This is a genomic window from Cupriavidus sp. 01T418 (genome assembly GCF_056398885.1).
This window is the reverse complement of the sequence record NZ_JBFTQG010000001.1, coordinates 409,452-433,908: the sequence shown is the minus strand read 5'-3', so window position 1 is coordinate 433,908 and position 24,457 is coordinate 409,452. Positions and strand designations below refer to the sequence as shown.

The following is a 24,457-nucleotide window of genomic DNA, read 5'->3' as shown; positions in this document are numbered from 1 at the left end:
ACGGGCTAGAAGACGCGGCCCAGCTGCAGGTAGAGGTTCCACACGCCATACGGCGCGGCGGCAACGCCGAAGTACAGCGGGCCGATCGCGCTATTGCCGCCGATAAACAGGCTGGCGCTGCTCTTGAACGGCCCGTTGCCGAAATTCCGGCGCCGCAGCCAGACATCGCCCGCCTCAAGGCTGGCGCCCAGCACGGTGGTACGCAGCCCAGGCAGGACGAACTCCCGCAAGTCATTCAGGTAGGTCATGCGGCCGTACAGCAGGTAGTTGCCGGCAAACTGGTCCTGCGCGTAGGCGGAAAGATGCTGGAAGCCGCCCAGCGTGAAGCCGAGACCGCCACTAAGACTGTTGTTGCTGCGATGGTCGCCATAGGTAACCGCGGCCTCGGCAGCCAGGTTCAGGGTGTGGCGGCCGTAGCTGGCGGCCCACAACGCCTTCGCATGGGCATCGTTGAAGCGGTTGTCGGTGCCGCCGAAGGCCAGTTCGTTGGTCGCCAGCAGGTAGTAGCCGGTGCGTGGAAAGAGCGGATCGTCGAGCTGGTCGATGGTGAGCTGGGCACGCACGGTGGGCTGGCGAACGCGAGTGGAGGGGAACAGCCGGCCGTTGCCGACGAGCAGGTTATAGACCGGTGAGGAATCGACCTGCTGATAGTTCACGCCCGCCCGGAATTCCCCCAGCCGGCCCAGCGGCACGCCCAGGTCCAGGCCCGCCACGGCGGTGTCGACCCGGTAGGCGCTCTGCGGCTGGGTATTGCGGTTGGGCGTGGTGTCGCCATAGAGATCGATGCGCTTGCGCCCATATTCCACATAGGGCGCGATATAGAAGCCGAGCCGGTCGAAGACCGGCTGGCGCAACTCGGTGTGCCACTTGGCCTGGCTGCTGCCCAGCACGATGTCATTGCGCCATTCCAGCCCGCCTGGCGTGATCCACGGATAGCGATGCCCCAGTTGCAGGTTGAAACTACCCTGGCCATTGAAGGTGGTGGACACGCCGAAGCCGAACAGCAGGAACTGCGGGCCCCAGGATTTTTGCTGGGCCTCGACCTTCAGCACATTGCGGCCGTCCTCGGTGACCAGTTCCTGCGTTACGCTCTCGAAATCGCCCGTTGTGGAGAGCTGCGCCATCTCTCGGTTCAGCGTGACCGCGTCGTAGGTGTCGCCCTCGGTCACTCCCAGGTACTTGCGCACGAAACTCGCCGGGATGCGGCCTTGCGAATGGATCTGGATGGCGTCGATGCGCGCCGCGACAGCCACCGCCTGGGTGCCCTTGCGCGCCGCCAGGTAGGACTGCCAGGCGTCGGCGGGCAGCGCCAGCGACGCCAGCCGGGGCTCGGACGCCAGCACTGCGTTCCAGCCGCTCCAGATGCCATCGTTGGCGCGCGAGAAGTCGGAGAAGGACAGGTCGCCCAGCTGGGGCTCGATCAGCACGTCGCCCGGCCTGAGCAACGCCTTCTGCGTGCTCACGTTCTGGTTCGTCAGGATGGTGACCATCTGCTGCGTCACCGCCGCCGGCGAGTCCAGGCTGGCGGGATCGTCCAGCGGCGAGGCAATATTGACCGCGATGACCACATCGGCGCCCATGTCGCGCGCCAGTTGCACCGGCAGGTTGCTGACCAGCCCGCCGTCGACGAGCGTGCGACCGTTCACCTTGATCGGCGCGAACAAACCCGGCACCGCTACGCTGGCACGGATGGCGCGCGGCAGCGAGCCATGGTCCAGCACCACCGGGGCCCCGGTGCCCAGGTCGGTGGCAATGGTGCGAAACGGCGTCGGCAGCTTGTCGAAGGCGGCACCGGCCGGCACCTGCGCAGTCCAGTTCTGCAGTAGCGCCAGCAGGCGGTTGCCCTGCGCCAGGCCGGTGGGCAGCTTGATCCTGCCGTCGCCATAGCCGGCCGAGATCCCGATCGGGTATTGCAGGTCGTCCTCGCGCTGCGATTGCGGCAGTTCGGCACGCTCGTTACGGTCGAAGGCGATATCGCTCAGGTTGATATGCGATAGCCGCGCCTCCAGTTCGTTGGCCGACAAGCCGCTGGCATACAGCCCGCCCACCACCGCGCCCATGCTGGTGGCGGCGATGCAGTCGATCGGCACCTGCATCTTCTCGAGTGCCTTGATCACGCCAATGTGCGCATAGCCGCGCGCACCGCCCCCGGACAGCGCCAGGCACACACGCGGGCGCTTGCCGTACGCGGGCGCAGCGGCAAGGCCTGGCGCGGCTGCCGCATGGGCCGGATCGGTGGCAAGTTCGGCCGCCCGGGTGGGCTGCGGCGCCACGGCAAGCCCCGCCGCCAGGGCAAGCAGCATTGGGAGCACCAGATAAGCGCGCGCCAGCGAGCGCCCGCACCAGGCAGTGCGTGAAAGATAGCGGGACATGGACAAACCGCGGCAAGACGGGACAAGACAGACAAGACGGTGAAATCGCCGCGAAGAGATGGCGGGGAAGGTCGTCACGATAGGGCAATTGCCCTTGCTTGAACAGCGCCTCATGCACCGATAAAGTGCTCTTATTACAACTTGCTGGCGAGGACCCGCCTCGCCAGCAAGCTGTCGCGCGGGTCGGCCAGCGCAAACCCGTGACAACATGCATCATGAAGCACAATTGAGGCGGGGCGCCAATGTGTACTGAAAACAACAAAAGAGGCGTCCGGCGCGCCCGCCGGGACGCGGCCTCAGAGCGCAGCCGCAGACTTCCAAGCGCCGGTTTGCGCCAGCCACGGCGACATCGCCTCGAACTGCCAGCGCAGCGGCAGCACCCGGGGGCGCCTGACCACGCGTTCCACGTGCAGCCGCACCAGCCGCTCGGCGCCGTCAAAGGCGTCCACCTCCGGCCCCTGCCAGATGATCTCGCTATGCCCGCTCAGGTGCAGCAGGCTGCCACGCTCGAAATCCGGCACCAGCAGCCCGGCGCGCGGGTTGGCCACGATGTTGCCAATGGTATTGAAGTAGTTGTTGCCGTTGAAATCCGGAAAGGTCAGCGTCCGGGCCCCGTCGACGCGGATAAAACCTGGCTTGCCGCCCCGGTGCGACACATCGGCCCCGCCGCTGTGGACGGCCGCGGCATCGTGATGGTGAGTGGCAATAAAGATCGTATCGGCGGCGCGCAGCGCATCCGCTGCCTCGGCATCCAGGGCGTCGCCGTGCCAAGCCGGCGCGACCCCGACTTCGTCCGGGCTGGCCTCGCGCCAGTGGCGCAACTGGATATAACGCGGACAATTGCCAAAGCTCTGCGCCACCGCCACCGTCAAGCCGGTCTCGTCCACCGCCACGAGGCGGCCGTTCATGCGGTTGCGGCGGCGCGTATGCAGCTCGATGCCAAGCAGGCCGATGTCGGCGCCGGCGCGCAAGGCCACCGCCAGCGGATCGCCCGCCAGCGGTCGCGCGGCAATGCACAGGAGGCCAGGATCGGGCGACTTCATAAAGCCCGGCGCACCGGTCAGCACGGTGGCCCAGGGCATGCCCGCGGCGTCCACGGCGCCGACCATCACGAACGGCAACTGGGCGAAGAACTGGCGATGCTGCGCGGGCATGGCGGGCCGCACCACGCGCCGGCCGGCCACTTCCATCTGCTCCCGGCTGCCGGCACGCTGCTGCGCAGCCTGCTCCCCGGCATGAAAAGGCGATTCGGCGTGCGGCCATGCTTGCAGGTCCATTTCATCCTCCCTGTGCGGCACCGGACGGCGCGGCGGGGCTGGTCGTGGTATTTGGCGTGGCGGCGGACATCCAGGCTCCTGGTGGTTGGGGGGCTGGAACTCATTCTGGGTGCCTTCGAAGTTGAAATAAATGGGGCTGTATGCAGTTGACTACTCCATAAATCGTAATAATGTGAGGCGCATGGACAAGCTCCGCGCCATGCAGACGCGCGCGGGCCTGTCAGTTTTTTTGTGTGTAGGGCAGGTAAAGGCTCAACGCCAATGGGACGGGTGAGGCCCGCATTATCTCAACGACGTGGATGGGTGAAGCGGTCCTCATAGAGAACTGCAAACTGGTTCATGGCAGCCTTCCTGTCGTGCGTTGAGCTGCCCCCTTTTCCCGGTGATGTTGCGCAGGGCCAGCCACAGCAGTTTGGTCGCCGCCACGGTGTCACTAAACTGGTAACGGCCCCGGCCCCGGCCCCATCAGTCCATTAAAACCCGGGACATCCCTAAATTCAATCCATCTGTCGCTCGCCGCGCGGTCGTCCACGATGTTGTGGCGCACCTGTTTCGTCGTGGGCGCGGCGGCACCGCATTAATAAGGCTAGGAGTGGGTCATCGCCGCGCCCACCCCACCACGAAACCATCAAGACGTGATGTGTCGTGATGGTTCGTGCCGGTACCGGTAGATGGGTGAATGGGCGAGGATTCCGCTACCGGGGGCCTCACCACGAAACCCGTGTTGCTCACGGGAGCGTGGCCTTCTAAACTGGTAACGGCATGAGTCCATTAGAACCCGGGGCCTGACGACGAAACCAATGGGGTGCGCAACCCCGACACGCCAGCTTCCTGCAAGGATCGCTTTCTTTTGGTTACTTTTCTTTACGAGTAAAGAAAAGTGACACCTCCGTGTGCGTAAACGGCCAACTACGTACAGCCGCGACAGCAGCTAAAAGCAATAAAACCCCGCCAACCCACGCCGCCCCCCTATTCAAGCTTAATCCCCACCTCCTTTATCAACGGCCCCCACTTCGCCACCTCGGCATCGATAAAACGCGCAAGCGAAACACTATCTCCGGCCGCCGGCTGCAACCCCAGCGCCAACAGCTTGCTGCGCGTCTGCGCATCGGCCAGCACCGCATTGGCATCGCGGTTGAGTTGCTGCACGACGGCAGGCGGCGTCCCAGCGGGCGCCACCAGGCCAAACCACCCATATCCGACCACGCCGGGAAAACCTTGCTCGCCAAACGTGGGCGCGTCCGGATAGACCGGCGTGCGCTGCTCGGCGGACACCGCGATCACACGCAGCTTGCCGGCCTTGATAAACGGCAGCGCGGTAGTGATTGCTGTCAGCGTGGCATCGACCCGGCCGGCCAGCAACTCGGTGTAGGCCGTGGAGTCGCCCCGGTAATGCACGTTGAGGCCCTTGAATTTCGCCTGGGCGGCGAAGAGTTCGGCCGTCAGGTGCGGTCCCGAGCCGATGCCCGGGGAGGCAAAGGTCACGCCGTCCTTCTTCTCGCGTGCCATGCGCACGAAGTCAGCCACCGTGCGTACCGGAGAATCGGCATTGACGATCAGGAAGATCGGCCCCAGCACGCGCGGCCCCACCGCCACGAAATCCTTGTGGATGTCGTAGTGCTGGGATAGCCCCGCCGCGGTATTGATGGCGAACGGCGCTGCTGCCCACAGCAGCGTATAGCCGTCCGGCGTGGCGCGCGCGAGCTGCTCGTTGGCTACGCGCGTGCCCGCGCCAGGCTTGTTCTCCACCACGAACTGCTGCTTGTACTTGCGGCTGAGGCCCTCGCCAAGCAGGCGCGCCGAGATATCGTTGGAGCCGCCCGGGCCGTAGGGCGAGATCAGGCGCACCGGGCGCGAAGGGTACTCCTCGGCATGCAGTGGCGCCAGCATGCCGCCGGCCGCCACGAACAGCAGGGCGTTGCACGCCGCCTTCAATACGTGCCGCCTTTGCGGAATCGGCTTCATGATGGCTCCCTGACTGAAGCTGCCGTGCCCGCCAGCGGACGGATCGGCGGATAGACGAAGGTCTTGTCGAGATGCGCGGGCTGCGGCACGTACAGCCGCAGCGTCACGTAGAACGGACCCGCGGGCGCCGGTAGCCAGTTGCCCTCTTCCGCCGGATCGGCCGGGGGCGTCGCCGACAGGCGCAGCTGCAGGCTGCCGTCGGGCGCGTAGCGCAGGCTGGGGGAGCGGTCGCCCAGGGAATAACGCCCGAGCACGTTGTCTACCAGCATGCAGTCGGTCTTGTCGTACATGGTGAGCGACCAGAACGCGCCCACCTGTGGCTGCGTATCGGCGCCGAAGACCAGTTCGCAGGCGGTGCGGCCATCGAGCGGCGCGCCCTCGCTGTCGCGGTCGGCCATGATGTACATCGCCTCCTCGACGCCGAGCGCGCCGATGTAATTGCGCGCCACCAGCGCGCGTTCGGCAAAACGCGTGCCGAACGATTCGCGGATTTCCACCGGCAGGGTCCAGCCGCCGCCCAGGTCCGACGGCAATGGCGTCGCCAGTTCGGCGAGCACTTCCTTGATCGCGGTGCCCAGGCCTGTGAGTACTGCCTCGCCGAGCGTGGCGGGATCCGAGTCCGCGCCGATGCCGAACGGCGCGAAGCTTGCCACCAGCGCAGCTTCAGCCGCCGGCGGCGGGTTCTTGCGCAACGCCTGGTTGACCACCTCGGCATAGCGGCGCGGATCGCCAAGGTGCTCGCCCGGCTGCATGCCGACATCGAAGGCCCGCGCGGCGGGCTCGCCGCCCAGGGTGGTCAATCGGAACTGGTCCTGCAGCGCGTGGACGGTGGGCAGATCGGCCTCGCCGTCCACCAGCACCCGGCCAAGCAGCCAGACCGCGTCGGTGGGGCAAGCCATCGCGGTGGCGCCCGCCGGCACTTCGCCCCGCCAGCGCGGGCCATGCAGCAGGAAGCGCCCGCGCCCGTTGCCGGTGGTGCGGGTGCCGATATAGCCGAAGGGGTTGGTGTAGAAATCGAGCAGGCCGAGCACGTAGTAGCGGCCGGCGCTGTCTGGCACGTCCAGCAATAGCGGCCCTTGCGAAAGATCGAGCCAGGCATTGCTGTAGAGCGTGTCGTTGTTGGGCGTGACCACCTGGCGATGCTGCGGGCCGAGCAGCTGGCGGGTATGGATGAAATGATTGATCCAGCGCACCGGGGCATCGGGCTGCTGCGCGGCAAATACGCCCGCGCTATTGCGGCGCGGGCAGGTGGCGGCGCGCATGCGTGCCATCTCATAGAGAGGCAGCGTGTAGCGCACCGCGTCGTGGGAAAGCGTGGCGGATCCGGATCTGTTCATGGTGGTTTCCATTAACGGCATTAGCGGAATTAGCGGCACTAGCGGCACTAGCGGCACTAGCGGCGTCAGTTCGTCGATTCAATCGATGCGGTGCACTGCCGGGATGGTGTACTGGCCTTCCAGGAAGGACGGCGCGGGATGGTAGAGCCGCAGGATCAGGTAGAACGGCCCGGCGGGCGCGGGCAGCCAGTTGTCCTCTTGCTGCGGGCGGGCATGCGAGACAGGAATCACCAGGCTGCCGTCGGCTTCCATGCGCAGGCCCGGCGTGCGGTCCCCCACCGCGTAGCGCCCGATTTCGTTGGCGCTGAAATAGCGGTCCTCGCCATACAGCGACACCGACCAGAACGCCTGCGCGGGCGGCAGCATGCCTGGCGCGAAGCGCAGTTCGTAGCGGTGGCGGCCATCGAGCGGCGCGCCATCCGCATCGAAATCGGCCATGGCGTAGATCGCCTCGTCGGCGCGCAGGGCGCCGAGCCCCTTCATCGCGGTGCAGGCGCGCTGCAGCCAGTCGTCGCCGTACATGCCCAGCTTGAGGCTGTAACCCCAGCTCTTGCGGCCCTGGCTGCGGGTATGCGCCTCGATCACGGCCATGGCCTGCGCGTAGGCGCTCTCCAGCCCGGCGACGACTGCCGGGCGCAACGCAGCCAGATCGATCTCGTCTTCCAGCCGGATGCCCACTTTGCGCAACAGGGTCGGCAGGCCGGCTTCCTCCGCTGCCGGCGGAAACTCGCGCAGCGCGTTGAAGAGGTTATGGAAGAAGTCCAGCGCGGGCCGGCCGCTGTCGCGCCATTGCTCCACGCAGTGCGGACGGGCTGCGCCCGGCGTGCGCGTGAGCGCGAAGCCTTGCTCGAAGGCACGCGCCGCCGGCAGGTCTTGCGGCCCCTGTACCAGCACACGGCCGAGCAGCCAGACCAGCGAGCTTGGGCACTGCACCGCGTGCCTGCCGCTGGCCTGCTGGCCCGGTCCGACCAGTTCGATCTCGCCGCCTTCGGCAGCGACGTTGCGCGGGCCCAGGTTCTCGAAGTTGTTGGTGTGGACGTCCAGCAGTTCGATCACGTAATAGCGCCCGGCATCGGGCAGCGGCGGAATCCGCAGCATTACCGGGCCATCGGCGAGGTTGATCCAGCCGCAGAAGTACAGCAGGTCGTTGGCCGGGGTGACGATGTCGCGGTCCTCGTGCGTCCACTGGCGCTCGCTCGCCGACAGGGTATTCACAGGCGCGCGGCCGTAGCCGGTGGCCGCGGCAATCGAGGTCTGCAGGCGGCAGGTGCGCAGCGTCTCCATGAGGGCATAGCCGTAGATCGCAAGCGGAAACGCGGCACCGGCTACCAGTGCCTGCTGGGGGTTGGCCTGCGTGGCCGGGACAAGGGGAGGGTTCATGTTCATGTGTGTGTCTCCTGACGGTTTATTCGAGGGCCGCGCCGCTGGTCTTGACGAGAGCGGCCCAGGCACGGATGTCCTGCTGCATCTGCGCGGCAAAGGCAGCGCGCGGCTGCGGGGTGAAGCGCATGCCCAGCGTGGCGGCCTGCGCCTGCATGGCGGGCTCGGCCATGATGGCGTCGACGGCTTGCTCCAGCCGATCGACGATGGCCGCCGGCGTGCGGGCCGGCGCGAACAGCGCGAACCAGCTATCGATGCGCAACGGCACGCCGGACTCGGCGAAGGTCGGCACGTCGGGCAGCGCCACCGAGCGCTCCGAGCCGGTGACCGCGAGCGCCCGGACCTTGCCGCTGCGGATCAGCGGCAAGGTGCCGGCCAGGTCGGACATGGCTACCGGCAGCGTGCCGCCCATCACGTCGGTCAGCATCGGGCTCACGCCCTTGTAAGGGATGTGGCGCAGATGGATGCCGCTGCTTGCGTTCAGGCTCTCGCCGGCCAGGTGGCCGCCCGAGCCAGGGCCCCACGAGCCATAGGCAAGGTCGGCGCCGGGACGCTTGGCCAGCGCGATCAGCGCCGGCAGGTCCTTGCCCGTGAAGCCCGGCCCCGCCACCAGCACATTGCCGCCGTAGGCGAGGCGCCCCACCGGCACGAAATCGCGCAAGGGATCGTAGGGCAGCCGGGGGAAGATCGACGGCGCGATCGCGTGCGTGGCGGAGATGCCCAGCAGCAGCGTGTAGCCGTCCGGCGCGGCGCGCGCGACCTGCGCGGAACCGATGGTGCCGGTGGCGCCCGCCACGTTCTCGACCACCACCGTGCCGCCCAGGGCGGTCGACAGCCTGGCGGCCACCAGCCGGCCGATCACGTCGGTGCCGCCGCCGGGCGGGAAGGGCACGACCAGGCGGATCGGCTTGTCGGGATATTTCGCCGTTTGCGCTGGCGCGGCGTGGGCCGGTGCGGCGGCCAATGCCGTCACTATGGCGAAGGCGAGTGCGCCGGCCGCCGGCACGCGCGCGCTCCTTGCAGCTTGCAAATGCATGATGCTTGTCTCCTGTTCTGGTTCGAGCCCATCCGCGCGTCCGGTCTGCGCCGGTATGCAGTTGCGCGGTGGCAATACGTTGCTGTGCTACGCCATCTCCTTCACGCCGATGCGCCCGCCGATGCTCCCGCCGGCAGCAAGGTGATCACGGCATCCGCCGCGACCGGGCCATCCGCGCCGATGATGAAAGGATTGATTTCCAGCGTATCGAGCCTGGGCCCCAGCGCGGCGGCCACCTGCGACACGCGCACCAGCAAGTCGGCGGCCTGCGCCAACGGCAGCATGGGGTTGCCGCGATGGCCCCCGAACAGCACCGCCGCGCGGCTTTGCTCGAGCATGGCAAGCGCGCGCTCCGGCGACAGGGGCGCCAGACCAAAGGCCATCTGCCGGAAGATCTCCACGGCGGTGCCGCCGATGCCGGCCAGCACCACCAGTCCGAACACCGGATCGCGCCGCACGCCCACCATCAGTTCGCCCCAGCCGCGCACCATGCGTGCCACCAGCACGCCCTCGAATGGCACGCCGGCATCGGCCCGCGCCAGTGCCGCCTGCATCTGCGCAAAGGCCTTGCGCACGGCGGCGGCGTCCGTCAGGTTGAGGGCCACGCCGCCCACGTCGCTCTTGTGCAGTACATGCGCAGAGCACAGCTTCACGACAACCGGGTAGCCAACGCGCTGCGCCAGCGCCACGGCCTCGTCGGCATCGCGGGCCAGGCCGTGCTCGGCCACCGGCACACCGGCGTCCGCCAGCAGGCGCATGGCGTCGAATTCGGACAGTGCGCTGGCGTCTCCCGGCACCCCGCGCAGAAGCGAAGCCATTGGCGCAACAGGTTCGGTTGCCGGCGGCCTTGCGGCCTTTGCTTCCAGCGCCGCCGCGCGGGCCAGCGCGGCTACGGCCTCGATGGCGTGGGCCGGCTCGCGGAACACCAGGCAGCCGTGGGCTTCCAGCCAGGCGCGCTTTTCGTCGTCGACCACGCCGGACAGCAGCAGCGGCGCGGCGCGCTTGTCCTCATGCAGCGCGGCGATGGTGCGCTGGAGTGCATCCCACAGGCGCGGCGCGTTGGCGCCGCCGGCCAGGAAGGCCACCACGCTGCCGTACTCGCCGCAGGTGGCCACGCCGGCCATCGCATCGAGCAGCACGGCGGGCTGGGCCACCACCTGGCCTGTGACGTCGATCGGGTTGGCGGTGCTGGCAAAGGGGATGCTCTTGCGCAGCGCCTGCGCGGCAGCCGCCGGCATGGGCGGCAACGGCATGCCCAGCTGCTCGGCGCGATCGGCCATCATGATGCCCACGCCACCGGACACCGTGACGATGGCCAGGGGGGCCACCGCATCCGCGCTCAGGCCGCCGGGGCTGTGCCAGCGCGCCGGACGGCGTCCGCGCGACAAGGTGTAGCCGAGCCGGAAGAAGTCCTCCAGCGTATGGGCGCGGTGCACGCCGTATTCGTCGAACACCGCCTGGTAGACCGCGTCCTCGCCTGCGAGGCTCGCCGTGTGGGATTGCGCCGAGCGCGCGCCAGCTTCGGTGGTGCCCACCTTGGTAATCACCACCGGCTTGCCGGCGGCACGCGCGGCGGCCAGCGCCTGGCGCAGGCGCGCGCCGTCGCGGCAGCCTTCGATATAGGCCAGGATCACGCGCGTGTCATCGTCCTGCGCCATCCATTCGATCACATCGGCCACTTGCAGGCCGGCCTCGTTGCCGGTGGTCACCCAGTGGCTCAGGCCCAGCCCGGCCTCGCGCGCCAGCGCGAAGGCGTAGGCACCGAACGCGCCACTCTGGCTGACCAGCCCCACGTCGCCCACCGGTGGCGCGCCCGTCAGCGGGATCGGCGAGAAGGTGGCGAACATGCGCTCGCGCAAATTCATCGCGCCCAGGCAGTTGGGGCCCAGCAGGGCCACGCCGTGCCGGCGTGCGCTTTGAGCCAGCGCCAGCTGCATGGCCAGGCCTTCCCCGCCCACTTCGGCAAAGCCCGAGGTAAAGAAGATCGCGGCGCGCGTGCGGTTTTGCGCCAGCTGCGCCATCACGGACTCGGTCGCCACGGCGGGCACCGCCACGATGGCCAGGTCAACGGCCTCGCCGATGGCGGCCAGCGACGGGTGCGCGCGCAAGCCCTGGATCTCGCCGGCGCTCGGATGCACGGGGTAGATGCGCCCGGCATAGCCAAGCTCACGCAGCAGGCGGATGGGCATGCCGCCCACTTTGTCGGGTTGCGTGGACGCGCCGATGACCGCGACCGAACGCGGTTTCAGCAAGGAGTCTAGATCGGGCATGGCTTGGTCTCCGGATTGCCTTGAAGGCTTGTTTTTGGGTAGGGCGCCTGTGCCGGCGCTGCCTTTGTGTCGTGTGGCGCAGCGCTGCTATTGCCGCAGCCCCGCCGCCGATTCGATCGACCGCGTCATCTCCATCAGCAGCGGCGCGATCTTCTTTTCCAGCATGCCGCGCCGCAACTGCGACGCCGAGATCGCGCAGTTGAACAGCAGCGGACGGTTCAGGTAGACGATGCGCGAATACACGCCGACACCATGGACGTTGCTGCCCGCGTCGCCTTCGTTGGTGGCGAAACCGCGCTTGGGGTAATGCGCCACGTTGTGGCAGACGGTGTCGTAGCAGGCCGCGTATTCCTCGGGGCGTTCGCGCCGCGCGGCCAGCATCAACGTTTCGAATTCCGCCTTGGACAAGGTGCTCAGGAAGGCGCGGCCCATGCCGGTGTTCAACACCGAGCGCACCGCGCCCACGCCGGGGCGTGCCGGCGTGCCTTCGTTATGCGTGCAGGTCAGCAGGTAGGTCACGTCGAGCCGGTGCGCCACGCCCAGCGAGACCGCGCCCGCGATGCGGTCGGCCAGCGCCTGCATCAACGGCCGCGCCACATGGCGCACCTGCAGGCCGGTCAGGTAGGGATAGCCCAGCGCCAGCACCTGGGCGCCGACGAAGTACTTGTCGAGCTTGGGGTCCCAGTCGAGGTAACCCAGCTCGAACAGCGTGCGGCAGATGCGCGATACGGTGGCGCGCGGCAGTTGCAGGCGTTCGGAGAGTTCGCCGTTGCCAAGCGGCCGCGGCTCGTCGATGAAGCAGCGCAGCAGCGCAAACCCCTTGGCCAGCAAACCGCCGAAAGACGGGTCGTCCTTCCGGCGCTCGGCAATGAATTGTTCAACTGGCGTGTTCATCTTGTCTCCTTGCTCCGCAGTGTGGGTGCGACTTTTTTCTGTGTCAAAGATCGGAATTGATTTCCATATATTGGAAATATAGACCTGCTCTTGACGAAACTTCGTGGTAGCCATAAGGTTCACAAAATCGAATCCGAATTCGCATACGGAATTTGCCATGCCCATCTCGTCCTCTGCCGCGTCCCCCGCCAAACCCGCCAAGGAGACTTCCGCCTTCCCCACCGTGGCCACCCCTTCGATCCTGCAACCGCCGCGCCAGCGGCGCGCCCGCGAGACCGAGCAAGCCCTGCTGGATGCGGGCCGCGAACTGCTGGCGCAGCGGGATTTCTCGGCAGTTTCCGTGGCCCAGATCGCCTCCGCTTGCGAAGTGTCCGTGGGGGCCTTCTATGGCCGTTTTCGCGACAAACAAGCGTTTTTCGAGTCACTGCGTGCACTGGTCATGCAGGAAACCGGCGAATCGGTGGCGCGTTACCTGCGCGTGGAGCGCTGGGAGGAAGTGCCCACCGACGTCATGCTCGAAAAAATCATGCGTTACGTGGTGCTGGGCTGCCACTCCAATCGCGGCGTGATCAAGGCGTCGCTCAAGCATGCCTCGATCCGCCCGGAAGAATGGCTGCCGCATCAGGAAAGCGGCAAGGCGGTGGTGGAGCGCGTGGTGGCCCTGCTGGTGCCGCGCCTGCCGATGCCGGCCGAACAGGCCGAGATGCGGGTGCGCTTTGCCATGCAGGCCGTGTTCAGCATCGTGGTCAACGCCATCCTCAACGGTGCCGGCCCGCTGCCGCTGGACGACGAACGGCTGCCTGGCGAAATGACGCGCCTGGTGGCGGGCTACCTGGCCATGCCGGCCTGACGCCACGAGCCGCCGCGGGCAAATCGTCCCGCCCATGACTCCCGCCTCGCATTACCCGGAAATACTGCGGAAATACCCCTATCGGCGCGCGCACTCGCTCGGAGCGCGCGCCGAATCCAATAAAACCCGAGGAGACAAACCATGACATTACGCAGCCCGTTCTGCGGGAAAGCTGCCGCCCTGCTCGCGTGCGCGTGCGCGGCACTGCTGCCGGTAGCCGTGCAAGCCCAGGCCGGCTACCCCGGCAAGCCCCTGCACCTGATCGTGCCCTACCCCGCGGGCGGCCTGACCGACACGCTCTCGCGCACGCTGGCGCAAGGGCTGGGCAAGCGGCTGGGACAGACCGTGGTGGTGGAGAACAAAGGCGGTGCGGGCGGCATCATCGGCACCGACTATGTCGCCAAATCCGCTCCCGATGGCTACATCCTGCTGCTGACCATTCCCGGTCCGATCACCGCCAACCTGGCCCTCTACAAGAAGCTGCCCTACGATCCGCGCGCCGACCTGCGCCAGGTTTCCGACGTGGCGATGGCCCGCACGGTGCTGGCCGTCAACGGCGCACTGCCGGTCAAGACCGTGGCGGACCTGATCGCCTATGCCAGGCAGGAGCCCGGCAAGCTGCGCATGGGTTCCTGGGGGCCGGGCACCCAGCCGCATACCATCCAGGCCTACCTCGACAAGACCTACGGCGTCGATATCCTGCACGTGCCCTATCGCGGCGAAGGCCCCATGGTGAGCGACCTGCTGGCCGGCCAGGTCAATATGACGGTGGGCTCGGTGACCTCGCTGAAGCAGCACTTCGCCAGCGGCAAGCTGCGTCCCCTAGCCGTCACCGGCACCCGGCGCGCCAAGGCGCTGCCCGACGTGCCGACCTTTGCCGAGGCCGGCTACCCCGACGAGCCTTACAAGCTGGTCGGCCCCATCACGCTGCTGGTGCCGGCGCGCACGCCAAACGACATCGTCGACCGCCTGGGCCGCGAGGTCAGCGCGTTGGTGAAGTCGCCCGAGATCAGCCAGCGTATCGAGGACATGGGCGCCGAGCCGATCGGCAACCTGCCGCCCGAGGCCGTCAGCGCCTACAAGGCCTACCTGCCGGGGGTACTCAAGCTGACCGCCGATACGGGGGTCACACTGGATTGAGGCCGGCCCGGGGACGGGATAATGCAGCGCAGAAATGGCCGCTATGAATCCGGCGGTGCTTCCCTTGGCCGCTGTCCGCCGCAACCCTACAATGACTGCACCTTCGCGCGGCGCCTTGGCGCCGCGTGCCCATTTCCGCTTCGCTTCCGGCGGCGCCTTCGGGTGCCGACATCACATATGGCAACGCTCTTCCTGGTACGGCACGGTCAGGCCTCATTCGGCGCCGCCAACTACGACTGCCTCTCCGACACCGGCCGGCAGCAAGCCCGCTGGCTGGGCGAGTATTTCCGCGAGCGCGGCGTCTCCTTCAAGCGGGTGGTGGCCGGTTCACTGGTCCGCCAGCAAGACACGGCGCTGGAAATCCTGGCCGGCATGGGGGCCGGCGATGTGCCGGTCGAAACTGCCGATGCGATCAAGGCGCGCATCGAGACGCACCCCGGCCTGAACGAACACGATGGCGAGGCACTGTATCGCAGCCATACAGGCGGCGCGGATCATCGAACCCACCAGAATACCGACTACAACGACTATTGGAGGACGTTCCGCGCGGCTTACCAGGCGTGGACGCTGGACCAGCTGGTTGGCATGCCGGAATCCTGGGCGGAGTTTGGCGGACGTGTCCGCGCCAGCCTGGCCCATGCCACGGAAGGCGCGGCGCGTGAAGACGCGCTGCTGGTGGTGAGTTCGGGGGGCGCCATCGGGCGCGTTATAGCGGATTTGCTGGGCGCGCCGCCACAGACGGCGATTGAGTTGAACCTGCAGTTCCGCAATACGGCTTTTTGCGAAATCATCGCCGGACGCGGCACACAGCGGCTGCTCAGCTTCAACAGCCTGCCCCACCTGGAGCGGGCGGACCGCAGGCACGCCATCACGTTCGCATAACGGCGTGCGGGCGAGCGGACGGAGGGTGAGCATCATCGCCCACCGTCCACCTTCCACAGTCCACCCGCGTCTGCAGGCTTACAGCCGTTCCACGATGGTCACGTTGGCCATGCCGCCGCCTTCGCACATGGTCTGCAAGCCATAGCGCTTGCCATGCGTATGCAGCGCATGCACCAGCGTAGTCATCAGCTTCGCCCCCGAGCCACCAAGCGGATGGCCCAGCGCGATGGCGCCACCATGCACATTCATGCGCGCCGGATCGGCCCCGGTGGCCTGCAGCCACGCCAGCGGCACCGGTGCAAAGGCTTCATTGATCTCGAACAGGTCGATATCGCCGATCTTCATGCCGGCCTTTTCCAGCGCCCGCAGGGTAGCCGGCAGCGGTGCTTCCAGCATGATCACGGGATCGTGGCCAAGCACCGACATATGATGGATGCGCGCCAGTGGCTTGACGCCCAGCTTCCTGAGCCCGGCTTCGTTGACCACCATCAGCCCGGCGGCGCCATCGCAGATCTGGCTGGCGCTGGCAGCCGTCACGGTGCCGCCTTCCTCGATCAGCTTGACGCTGCCGATCGACGCCAGGCTGGCCTCGAAGCGGATGCCTTCATCCACCGTGTGCAGTTCGCCATTGCCGCTGCCGTCGGCGGCGCGCACCGCTACCGGCACGATCTCGTCCCTGAAGCGCCCCGCCTGCGTGGCGGCGATGGCGCGGCGATGGCTTTCCAGCGCGTAGCGGTCAAGGTCGTCGCGCGTCAAACCATACTTGCGCGACATCATCTCCGCGCCAGTGAACTGGCTGAACTTCACGCCGGGATAGCGCTCCTGCATGGCCGGGCTCATCGAGCTGCCGAGGCCGTTCTTGAACGGCAGCGTGGAGGGCAGGCCCATCGGCACGCGCGTCATGCTTTCCACGCCGGCCGCGATGACGATGTCCATGGTGCCCGACATCACCGCCTGTGCGGCGAAATGCAGCGCCTGTTGCGACGAGCCGCACTGGCGGTCGACCGAGGTGCCGGGCACGCTCTGCGGCAGGCGCGAGGCCAGCACCGCATTGCGCGCCACATTGCCGGCCTGCTCGCCGGCCTGGCCCACGCAGCCCATGATCACGTCCTCGATCAGCGCCGGATCGGCGCCGCTGCGTTCCACCAGTGCGTTCAAGACCTGCGCGGCCAGATCCGCCGGATGCCAGCCCGCCAGCTTCCCGCCCTTGCGCCCGCCCGCGGTTCGCGCGGCCGCTACGATGTATGCCTCTGCCATGTGTTCTCCTCTTATCGTCGTTCCGGGCGAACCGCCCGTGGTGGCCGCGCGCCGGGAATGGCGCGGCAAGCCTCGCCAGCCTGTTGCGGATTCTGGCGCAGCAGCCGGGCGCCCGGCGTCGTCGGAAGCGACGATTGCGCGGCGCCGGCGGTCCCGCGCGCCGGTTGCTGCCCTTCAGGTGCGGGGTGCCAGCACCGAGAAGATGGCCGTGGCGCGCAACAGGCAGCGCTCCCCAGCCATCACGTGGCAATGGCCGAAGCGCAGCCGCGAACCCATCTTGTCGAACGCGACATGCGCCTCGATCCATTCGCCCACGCGGCCGGCATCGAAGTAATCCAGGCTGAGATTGACGGTCACCGCGAGCGGTTTGCGCTCGCCCTCCATCGCCATCATCATGCCGATGGCAGTATCGGCCAGCGTGGCCAGCATGCCGCCGTGCGGGATGCCGAGCGGGTTGAGGTGATGCTTGCCGATGCGCAGGCCCACCGCGCGCCGCTCGCGGTCCACGTAGAGCTGGCCGAGATGGGCGAGAAAGCCGCTGCTGGCACGCATGGGCTCGAAGCCCGGCGGGACTGTGTCGGTGGCGTCGGTGGCATCGGCTCCGCCAGCGCCGGGAAGTTGGTTGGATTCAGCCATGCCGGTCATGCCGCCTTGAAATAGCGCGAAGCCACGCCAAGCTGCTCGCGGCACTCGGCCACCATGCGCTCGATCAGCTCGGCGCAGGTCGGGATATCGTCGATCAGGCCCACGCACTGGCCCGCGCTGATGATGCCGCCATCGGTCTCGCCGGCGGCGAGCGCGGCCTTGCCGCGTACGCCCGCCACCAGGTGCTTGACGTCCTCGAACCGGGCGCCGCCGGGTTGGCGCTCGATGGTGACCACTTCGTCGGAGACGGCATTCTTGAGCACGCGCGCGGTGTTGTGCAGCGTGCGGAAGATCAGGTTGGTGTCGCGCTCGCTGGCATCCACCAGGGCCTGCTTGACGTTGCGGTGGATCGGCGCCTCGCGCGTGGCGCAAAAGCGCGTGCCCATATTGATGCCCTCCGCGCCCAGCACCAGCGCCGCCGCCATGCCGCGCCCGTCGGCGATGCCGCCCGAGGCAATCACCGGAATGCCCAGCCGGCGCGCCGCCAGTGGAATCAGCACCATGCCCGGCACGTCGTCCTCGCCGGGGTGGCCCGCGCATTCGAAGCCGTCGATCGACACTGCGTCCACGCCCAGGCGCTCCGCCGACAGCGCATGGCGGATCGCCACGCACTTGTGGATCACCTTCATGCCGGCGGCCTTGGCGCGCGCGATATGTTCCCTGGGATTGTTGCCTGCGGTTTCCAGCACCTTGATGCCGCTCTCGATGATCACGTCGAGGTAGCGCGCGTATGGCGGCGGGTTGATCGAGGGCAGCAGGGTCAGGTTGACGCCGAAGGGCTGGTCGGTCAGTTCGCGGGTGCGGCGGATCTCGGCGGCCAGCGCCTCGGGGGTGGGCTGGGTCAGCGCGGTCAGCACGCCGAGACCGCCGGCGTTGGATACCGCGGCGGCCATTTCAGCGTAGCCTACCCACTGCATGCCGCCCTGGATGATGGGATAGCGGGTGCCCAGCAATTCGGTGATGCGCGTCTTCATGAGGTTTCTTCTCGCTTCATGTCGTTCAAGAGTTCTATGTTCTATGTTCTGCCGGCCTTGCCTGCTCGCGGTGCGGTCTCGCCGCCAGGCGTGCTGGCGCCAGTCTACGGCGAGGCGGCCGCGCCTACCTCGTCGGATTCGACGATTGCAGGCGCATGATTCTGCACTACCTTAACCATCAACCCATTCGAGCAGCCAAGGCCAGCCATGAGCAACTCCAGTTCCACGACTCCCTCCAGCTTCGAGACCCTGCAATACGCCGTTGACCAGGGTGTCGCCACCATCACCCTGCACCGCCCGGACAAGCTCAACGCCTTCACCGCGCAGATGATGCAGGACCTGATCGATGCCTTCGACGCCACCGATGCGGACGACAACGTGCGCGCGGTGATCGTCACCGGCTCCGGGCGCGCCTTCTGCGCCGGCGCCGACCTGTCCTCGGGCGGCTCCACCTTCGACTACGAGAAGCGCTACGGCGCCAGCAAGGAAGCCGCGCACCGCGACGGCGGCGGGCGCGTGGCGCTGCGCATCTTCCGCAGCCTCAAGCCGGTGATCGCCGCGGTCAACGGTGCCGCGGTGGGCATCGGCGTGACCATGCAACTGCCGATGGATATCCGCCTGGCCTCCACCGACGCCAGGTTCGGCTTTGTGTTCGCGCGGCGCGGCATCACGCCGGAGGCGGCATCGTCGTGGTTCCTGTCGCGCGTGGTCGGCATTTCGACCGCGCTGGAATGGTGCTACACCGGCCGCGTGTTCTCGGCGCAGGAAGCGCTGGAGCGTGGGCTGGTGCGCTCCGTGCACGCGCCCGAAGACCTGCTGCCGGCCGCGCAGGCGCTGGCCCGCGAAATCGCCGACAACGCGGCGCCGGTCTCGGTGGCGATCTCGCGCCAGCTGATCTGGCGCATGGCGGGCGCCAGCCACCCGATGGAGGCGCACCGGCTGGACAGCCGCGCGATCCAGTCGCGCGGCCAGTCGGCGGACGTCAAGGAAGGCGTCAGCGCTTTCCTGGAGAAGCGCCCGGCCCGCTTCCCCGAGCGCGTCTCGCAGGATATGCCGGACTTTTTCGACTGGGGCAACGAGCCGCCTTTTATCTGAGCACACGGAGAGCAGCGTGAACGTCAGCATGGCAGTCCAGACCCGCAAATCGGTGCGCGGCTTCCTGAACACCCCGGTGCCGCCCGATATCATCCGCGAGGTGCTGGAGCAGGCGGCGCGGGCGCCCTCGGGGGGCAACCTCCAGCCCTGGCACCTGCACGTGGTGGGCGGCGAGCCGCTGGAGCGGCTCAAGGCCACCATGCGCGAGCGCATTGCCGGCGCGCCCGGCGGCGAACGCTTCGCGTACGATATCTACCCGCGCGAGCTGGTCTCGCCCTACCGGGAGCGCCGCTTCCAGGTGGGCGAAGACCTTTATCGCTGCCTGGGCATCCCGCGCGAGAACAAGCGCGCACGCATTGCGCAGTTTGCCAATAACTTCACGTTCTTCGGCGCGCCGCTGGCCTTGTTCTGTACCGTGGACCGCCGCATGGGCCCGCCGCAATGGTCGGACCTCGGCATGTACCTGCAAACCGTGATGCTGCTGCTGCGCGAGCACGGCCTGGACAGCTGCGCGCAGGAATGCTGGGCGATGTATCCGGAAACGGTCTCGGGCTTTCTCTCCCTGCCTGCCGAACGCATGCTGTTTGCCGGCATGGCGATCGGCTACGAGGATCCCGAAGCGCCGGCCAACCAGCTTCGCGCCGCGCGCGCGCCGCTGGAGGAATACGCGGAATTCATCGGAATCTGATCGGATCTGATCTGATCCGATCCTGGTATCCGGGACAACCTTTACAGCAAGCCCAGTTGCCGCGCGATGGCGACCGCCTGCGTGCGGTTGCTCGCTCGCAGCTTCGCGCTGATATTGCGCAGGTGGGTACGCACCGTGGTCTCCGAGACGAAGAGCCGCTCGGCCATCGCCACATTGGAAAAGCCCTCGGCCAGCAAATGCAGCACCTTCTGCTCCTTGGGCGTCAGCGCCTCCAGCAAGCCGTGGCGCGCCTGCATGGCGGCGGGGTCCGCCGGCTCCGGCGCACCGCCGCAAGCCTGCAGCAACCGTTCCACGTATCCCGCGGGCAGCGCGCTGCCCTGGCGCACACAGGCTTCGCCTGCCAGCCGCCGGATCTCCGCGCTCTCGTCGGCAAAGATGCGGATAAATCCTTCCGCGGCACCGAAGCGCAACGCCTCGCCCATCACGAGCAGCGCGCGCGCGGCATCGCCGCTGCGCTGGCAGGCCAGCGCCAGCAGGATGCGCAGCTTGAGCGCGCGCCGCATCAGTTGCGCGCGCTCGGCGGCGCCGAGTTCCTTCTCGATGGCCTCGCGCGTGGCGGCCGAGGGCTCGCTGAACAGCGCGAGCCGCAGCTGCCCCATGGCCACGTCTTCCAGGTCGTTGGCGAAGGAGCTGACGGTGCTGGCGCCGGGCCGGGCCCGCCACAGCGCCGGGTCCGCGGCGTGCCGCAGCGCCTCCTCGGCGGCATGGCGGTTGCCCTGCAGCAAGGCCAGGCGTGCGCGCTCCAGCATGGCACCCAGCACCAGCCGCGGCAGGCCGCGATGATGGCCGAGGTGTTCGAGCGCGGCCAGCCATTCGTGCGCGCCATCCACGTCCCCGCGATCGCAGGCGATACGGGCCAGCACGGTATGGCCGCTGATGATCTGGTCGGGCAGGCCCAGGTCGCGCGCCAGCGGTACGTACACATTGAGCAGGCGCTCCGCGCGCTCGCGCTCGTTGATCTCGTAGAGCGCGTCGGCCAGCAGGATGCCGGCCATGGCGTTGCCGTTGGTGGGGCCGTAGCGGTTCGGCAGCATGGTGCTGGCGGCAATCCGGAAGCGCGCCAGCGCCTGCTGCAGGCGGCCCTGGCGCAGGTCGATCAGCCCCTCCACCGACTCCGAAAAGATCTTGTTGAAGTTGCTGTCGGAGCCGCGCACCACCTGCCGGGCCACGCCCAGCAGCCGCCGCGCTTCGCGGTAGTCACCGGTGACCGCGGCCATGCGCGCCATCGAGGTGGCAAGGATGGAGTCCGGGAACGGGTAGCCCATCGGCAGCGGCAGGGGATCGTCGCGGCTGTAGGCGCGTGCCTCGTCGAAGCGGTCCATCATGTTCAGCAGCATATGGCGCAGCGCGCGCACATGGGCGAGCAGATCGCCCTCCGCGCCGGCCAGCGGGATGGTCTGCAGCAGCGCAATGGCGTCAGCCGGGCCGCGCGTAAACGACAGCGCCCAGACGTGGGCGATCTGCAGCTTGGGCCACGCCGCCAGCGCGTCGGCCGGCACGGCGTCCAGCCAGCGCGTCAACAGGCGCATGCGGCCTAGCGCCAGCAAATCATCCACCGCGCGCGCCATCAGCGGCAGCGCGTGGGCGACCGCGCCTGCAGCCAGCGCATGCTCGATGGCGGGCACCGGCCGGTCCTGCTGCTCGTACCAGCGCGACGCGGCCATCTGCAAGGCGGGCACCGCGTCCGGCATGGCCTGCTGCAGCTGCGCGCGCAGGAAGCTGGAGAACAGGCTGTGGTAACGGTACCAGCGCGTATTGGGCTGGGCCGGACGCTCGGCGCCGCCATGGCGCTCGCCGTCCAGCGGCATCAGGAACAGGTTGGCGCGCTCCAGCCAGGCGAGGATCTCCTGGCTGTCGGCGGCGCAGCACACGGCGTCGCACAGGGGCCCGCTGAGCTGGTCGAGGATGGAGGTGCGCAGCAGGAAGGCGCGCACGGCGTCCGGCAGGTGCAGGTAGACGTCTTCGACGAGGTAGTCGGCGATGGCGGCATTGGAGCCGGAGAAGCCGGCAATGAAGGCATCCGGCTGGCCGCGCCGCTCCAGCGCCACCGAGGCCAGCCACAGCGCGGTGGCCCAGCCTTCGGTGCGGCGATGCAGGGTGGAGATGGCCGCGGGTTGCAGCGCCAGGCCGCGCGCGCCGCGCAGGAAGTGATCGGTTTCGTCGGCGGTAAAGCGTAGCTGGGCGGGCTCGATCTCCAGCAGCTCGCCGCGCGCGCGCAAGCGCGCCAGCCCGGAATCCGGCACCCAGCGCGTGCCGACCACCAGGCGGCCGCCGGGTGGCAGTTGCTCCACCACCTGCCAGACCAGGCCGGCCACGGCGGGATTCTGCAAGGCCTCGAAGTCGTCCAGGAACAGGGTAAAGGGGCGGTCGTGGCCGGCCATGCGGTCGATCAGCGCCAGGGCCTGCTCGCCAAGCGACTGCGGGGCCGGCTGGCCGGCGGCCAGCGGCGCGCCGCCCTTGCGCAACACCAGTTCGAAAGCGGCTTCGAGCGAGCCGAGAAAGCGCGTGGCGTCGTTGTCCGCGCGGTCCAGCGTGAGCCAGGCGGTGGCAATGCCGTCGGCGTCCAGCCGCGCGCGGCATTGCAGCATGGCGGTGGTCTTGCCGAAACCGGCCGGCGCGCGCACCAGCACCAGCTTGACGAAACCGGCCGCGCACACCGCATCGCAAATGGCGCGGCGCTCCACCTGGAACGGGGTCAGCATGGGCGGGCGCAGCTTTGCCACCAGCGTGGCAGCGCGGGCGGCGCCCCGATGGCCCACGCTGGTCTCCTCGATTGTTGCCATTCGCCGTGTCTTCCTGTTGGCGGCGGCACCCGCGCCGGGCGGGTGCCGCGCGATCGGCACCGGCTGATGGTGGCCGGCTGCTGGCGCCACATGCGCCAGGGATCGAACGGCTGATTATGGCGTAAACGCCCGCACGGCACCCGGCTCGTCCATGTGCGCCGGGTCCGCAGGACCGTAGGGCCCTGGCAATTGGACAGGCAAGACGACGACCCACATTGTCCGGACAGGCGGCCGCCCCGGGCATCGTCGGAAGCGACGAACGCGCCTTGGTGCGGCGCCGCAAACGGCGCACCGGCACGCGCGCGGCGAAGCGCGATTCGTCGTATCCGACGATGCGGCCCGGCGACCGCTTCGCATAATGGCAAGTGCCCTTAAGCAAGCAACCGTGCCGAGGATCCACCGTGGATTTCCAATTCAGCGAAGAACAATCGATGCTGCGCGACACGCTCGCGCGCTACCTGGCCGACCACTACCAATTCGAGGCGCGCCAGGCGGCAATCCGCTCGCCGGCGGGCTGGCGGCCGGCGTGCTGGAAAGCGCTGGCGCAGGAGCTGGGCCTGCTCGGCGCGGCATTCCCGGAACGCTTCGGCGGGCTGGGCGGCAATGCCATCGAACACATGATCGTGTTGGAGCAGTTTGGCCGCCATCTGGTGGTCGAGCCCTACCTGTCGACCGTGGTGCTCGGCGGCGGTGCCTTGCTGCATGGCAGCGAAGCGCTGGCCGCCAGCTGGCTGCCCGCCATCATCGGCGGCGAGGCGACGGTAGCCTGGGCGCACGGCGAGCCGCGCAGCCGCTACTGCCTGCACGACGTCGAGACCACCGCCAGGCGTGGCGAGGGCGGCTGGCGCCTGAGCGGGCACAAGGCGGTGGTGGTGGCCGCGCCGTGGGCCACGCACCTGGTGGTAAGCGCACGCAGCGCGGGCGAGCGCCGCGACCGCGCCGGCATCAGCCTGTTCTGGATCGAGCGCGATGCGCCTGGCGTGACGCTGCGCGAATACCCCACGGTAGACGGTTCGCGCGCAGCCGACGTCCTGCTCGACAACGTCTTCGTGCCGGACAGCGCCTTGCTGGGCGCCGAGGGCGAGGCGCTGGCGCTGATCGAGCGCCTGAGCGACGAGGCAGCCGTGGCGCTGTGCGCCGAAGCCGGCGGCGCCATGAGCCGGATGCTCGGCGATACGGTCGACTACGCGCGCCAGCGCAAGCAGTTCGGCGTGCCGATCGCCACCTTCCAGGTGCTGCAGCATCGCATGGCCGACATGTATGTGCAGCTGGAACAAACCGTGGCGCTGACCCAGGTCGCCGCCATGCAGGCAGGCGCGGACCCCGCGCAGCGCGCGCTGGCCGCCAGCGCCGCCAAGGCGCAGGCCGGACAGGCGGGCAAGTTCGTGGGCCAGGCCGCGGTACAGATCCACGGCGGCATGGGCGTAACCGAAGAGCTTGCCGTCGGGCATTACTTCAAGCGCGTCACCGCCATCGACCTGCAGTTTGGCTCGACCGAACATCACCTGCGCCGCTACGCCGACCTGCTGTATCCGGTTGCCGCGTGAGCGCACGCACCCTGACCCGCACTGACGATCATCCCGAGGCCCAC

Annotated in this window: 18 protein-coding genes and 1 pseudogene; 6 read left to right on the top strand and 13 right to left on the bottom strand. The window is 68.2% G+C overall.

What is annotated here, in order from left to right; translation table 11 throughout:
- Positions 1–5 precede the first annotated feature (5 nt).
- From AC1DQ3_RS01945 to AC1DQ3_RS01905, 9 genes and pseudogenes are all read right to left on the bottom strand, one after another.
- A complete protein-coding gene (locus AC1DQ3_RS01945) occupies positions 6–2,303 on the bottom strand; it encodes a patatin-like phospholipase family protein (RefSeq protein WP_477118507.1) in 2,298 nt (765 codons plus the stop codon).
- Positions 2,304–2,668: 365 nt separating this feature from the next.
- Entirely contained in the window at positions 2,669–3,649 is a 981-nt protein-coding gene (locus AC1DQ3_RS01940) for a flavin-nucleotide-binding protein (RefSeq protein WP_477118472.1), read from the bottom strand.
- Between the two features lie 287 nt (positions 3,650–3,936).
- Positions 3,937–4,078 (bottom strand): annotated as a pseudogene (locus AC1DQ3_RS01935) (IS256 family transposase); the annotation flags it as partial.
- Positions 4,079–4,618: 540 nt separating this feature from the next.
- Entirely contained in the window at positions 4,619–5,539 is a 921-nt protein-coding gene (locus AC1DQ3_RS01930; protein ID WP_477118506.1) for a Bug family tripartite tricarboxylate transporter substrate binding protein, read from the bottom strand.
- Between the two features lie 71 nt (positions 5,540–5,610).
- Positions 5,611–6,951, bottom strand: a complete 1,341-nt coding sequence (locus tag AC1DQ3_RS01925) for a DUF1254 domain-containing protein (RefSeq protein WP_477118471.1) — start codon at positions 6,949–6,951, stop codon at positions 5,611–5,613.
- Positions 6,952–7,029: 78 nt separating this feature from the next.
- A complete protein-coding gene (locus AC1DQ3_RS01920) occupies positions 7,030–8,331 on the bottom strand; it encodes a DUF1254 domain-containing protein (protein WP_477118505.1) in 1,302 nt (433 codons plus the stop codon).
- Positions 8,332–8,356: 25 nt separating this feature from the next.
- Complete coding sequence (locus AC1DQ3_RS01915; RefSeq protein ID WP_477118470.1) at positions 8,357–9,367, bottom strand: Bug family tripartite tricarboxylate transporter substrate binding protein; 1,011 nt, start codon at positions 9,365–9,367, stop codon at positions 8,357–8,359.
- A 101-nt stretch (positions 9,368–9,468) separates the two neighbouring features.
- A complete protein-coding gene (locus tag AC1DQ3_RS01910) occupies positions 9,469–11,637 on the bottom strand; it encodes an acetate--CoA ligase family protein (protein ID WP_477118469.1) in 2,169 nt (722 codons plus the stop codon).
- A gap of 87 nt (positions 11,638–11,724) precedes the next feature.
- Positions 11,725–12,531 (bottom strand): IclR family transcriptional regulator, encoded by an 807-nt coding sequence (locus tag AC1DQ3_RS01905; protein WP_477118468.1) that lies wholly within the window; start codon positions 12,529–12,531, stop codon positions 11,725–11,727.
- 157 nt (positions 12,532–12,688) lie between these two features.
- On the opposite strand from AC1DQ3_RS01905, the gene AC1DQ3_RS01900 reads away from it, so the two are divergent.
- The 3 genes from AC1DQ3_RS01900 (at position 12,689) to AC1DQ3_RS01890 (ending at position 15,403) form a co-directional block, all read left to right on the top strand.
- Positions 12,689–13,381, top strand: coding sequence for a TetR/AcrR family transcriptional regulator (locus AC1DQ3_RS01900; protein WP_477118467.1), 693 nt, complete (start codon positions 12,689–12,691; stop codon positions 13,379–13,381).
- A gap of 141 nt (positions 13,382–13,522) precedes the next feature.
- On the top strand, positions 13,523–14,521 hold the full coding sequence (locus AC1DQ3_RS01895; RefSeq protein ID WP_477118466.1) for a Bug family tripartite tricarboxylate transporter substrate binding protein: 999 nt from the start codon (positions 13,523–13,525) through the stop codon (positions 14,519–14,521).
- A 177-nt stretch (positions 14,522–14,698) separates the two neighbouring features.
- Positions 14,699–15,403, top strand: a complete 705-nt coding sequence (locus AC1DQ3_RS01890; RefSeq protein ID WP_477118465.1) for a histidine phosphatase family protein — start codon at positions 14,699–14,701, stop codon at positions 15,401–15,403.
- 78 nt (positions 15,404–15,481) lie between these two features.
- On the opposite strand, the gene AC1DQ3_RS01885 is transcribed toward AC1DQ3_RS01890, so the two are convergent.
- The 3 genes from AC1DQ3_RS01885 to AC1DQ3_RS01875 all read right to left on the bottom strand — a co-directional run bounded on the left by AC1DQ3_RS01885 (position 15,482) and on the right by AC1DQ3_RS01875 (position 18,279).
- Entirely contained in the window at positions 15,482–16,660 is a 1,179-nt protein-coding gene (locus tag AC1DQ3_RS01885; protein WP_477118464.1) for an acetyl-CoA C-acetyltransferase, read from the bottom strand.
- A gap of 174 nt (positions 16,661–16,834) precedes the next feature.
- The gene (locus AC1DQ3_RS01880; RefSeq protein ID WP_477118463.1) at positions 16,835–17,296 is read right to left on the bottom strand and encodes a PaaI family thioesterase; all 462 of its coding nucleotides are present in this window, start codon (positions 17,294–17,296) and stop codon (positions 16,835–16,837) included.
- A gap of 5 nt (positions 17,297–17,301) precedes the next feature.
- Positions 17,302–18,279, bottom strand: a complete 978-nt coding sequence (locus AC1DQ3_RS01875; RefSeq protein WP_477118462.1) for an NAD(P)H-dependent flavin oxidoreductase — start codon at positions 18,277–18,279, stop codon at positions 17,302–17,304.
- A gap of 207 nt (positions 18,280–18,486) precedes the next feature.
- Here AC1DQ3_RS01875 and AC1DQ3_RS01870 point away from each other — a divergent pair, with 207 nt between their 5' ends.
- Positions 18,487–19,374 (top strand): crotonase/enoyl-CoA hydratase family protein, encoded by an 888-nt coding sequence (locus AC1DQ3_RS01870; protein WP_477118461.1) that lies wholly within the window; start codon positions 18,487–18,489, stop codon positions 19,372–19,374.
- A 16-nt stretch (positions 19,375–19,390) separates the two neighbouring features.
- The gene (locus AC1DQ3_RS01865; protein WP_477118460.1) at positions 19,391–20,062 is read left to right on the top strand and encodes a nitroreductase; all 672 of its coding nucleotides are present in this window, start codon (positions 19,391–19,393) and stop codon (positions 20,060–20,062) included.
- A 41-nt stretch (positions 20,063–20,103) separates the two neighbouring features.
- Here AC1DQ3_RS01865 and AC1DQ3_RS01860 read toward each other — a convergent pair whose 3' ends face one another.
- Positions 20,104–22,866 (bottom strand): winged helix-turn-helix domain-containing protein, encoded by a 2,763-nt coding sequence (locus tag AC1DQ3_RS01860; RefSeq protein WP_477118459.1) that lies wholly within the window; start codon positions 22,864–22,866, stop codon positions 20,104–20,106.
- Between the two features lie 401 nt (positions 22,867–23,267).
- On the opposite strand from AC1DQ3_RS01860, the gene AC1DQ3_RS01855 reads away from it, so the two are divergent.
- Positions 23,268–24,413: an acyl-CoA dehydrogenase family protein gene (locus tag AC1DQ3_RS01855; RefSeq protein ID WP_477118458.1), complete on the top strand. Its 1,146-nt coding sequence runs from the start codon at positions 23,268–23,270 to the stop codon at positions 24,411–24,413.
- Positions 24,414–24,457 lie beyond the last annotated feature (44 nt).

Bases quoted from the DNA above. Each gene is read 5' to 3' on its own strand.
- AC1DQ3_RS01940 (WP_477118472.1), bottom strand. From the start codon at position 3,649: ATGGACCTGCAAGCATGGCCGCACGCCGAATCGCCTTTTCATGCCGGG.
- AC1DQ3_RS01875 (WP_477118462.1), bottom strand. From the start codon at position 18,279: ATGAAGACGCGCATCACCGAATTGCTGGGCACCCGCTATCCCATCATC.
- AC1DQ3_RS01905 (WP_477118468.1), bottom strand. From the start codon at position 12,531: ATGAACACGCCAGTTGAACAATTCATTGCCGAGCGCCGGAAGGACGAC.
- AC1DQ3_RS01885 (WP_477118464.1), bottom strand. From the start codon at position 16,660: ATGGCAGAGGCATACATCGTAGCGGCCGCGCGAACCGCGGGCGGGCGC.
- AC1DQ3_RS01930 (WP_477118506.1), bottom strand. From the start codon at position 5,539: ATGCTGGCGCCACTGCATGCCGAGGAGTACCCTTCGCGCCCGGTGCGC.
- AC1DQ3_RS01945 (WP_477118507.1), bottom strand. From the start codon at position 2,303: ATGCTGCTTGCCCTGGCGGCGGGGCTTGCCGTGGCGCCGCAGCCCACC.
- AC1DQ3_RS01895 (WP_477118466.1), top strand. From the start codon at position 13,523: ATGACATTACGCAGCCCGTTCTGCGGGAAAGCTGCCGCCCTGCTCGCG.
- AC1DQ3_RS01910 (WP_477118469.1), bottom strand. From the start codon at position 11,637: ATGCCCGATCTAGACTCCTTGCTGAAACCGCGTTCGGTCGCGGTCATC.
- AC1DQ3_RS01925 (WP_477118471.1), bottom strand. From the start codon at position 6,951: ATGAACAGATCCGGATCCGCCACGCTTTCCCACGACGCGGTGCGCTAC.
- AC1DQ3_RS01860 (WP_477118459.1), bottom strand. From the start codon at position 22,866: ATGGCAACAATCGAGGAGACCAGCGTGGGCCATCGGGGCGCCGCCCGC.
- AC1DQ3_RS01880 (WP_477118463.1), bottom strand. From the start codon at position 17,296: ATGGCTGAATCCAACCAACTTCCCGGCGCTGGCGGAGCCGATGCCACC.
- AC1DQ3_RS01870 (WP_477118461.1), top strand. From the start codon at position 18,487: ATGAGCAACTCCAGTTCCACGACTCCCTCCAGCTTCGAGACCCTGCAA.
- AC1DQ3_RS01890 (WP_477118465.1), top strand. From the start codon at position 14,699: ATGGCAACGCTCTTCCTGGTACGGCACGGTCAGGCCTCATTCGGCGCC.
- AC1DQ3_RS01920 (WP_477118505.1), bottom strand. From the start codon at position 8,331: ATGAACCCTCCCCTTGTCCCGGCCACGCAGGCCAACCCCCAGCAGGCA.
- AC1DQ3_RS01915 (WP_477118470.1), bottom strand. From the start codon at position 9,367: ATGCATTTGCAAGCTGCAAGGAGCGCGCGCGTGCCGGCGGCCGGCGCA.
- AC1DQ3_RS01900 (WP_477118467.1), top strand. From the start codon at position 12,689: ATGCCCATCTCGTCCTCTGCCGCGTCCCCCGCCAAACCCGCCAAGGAG.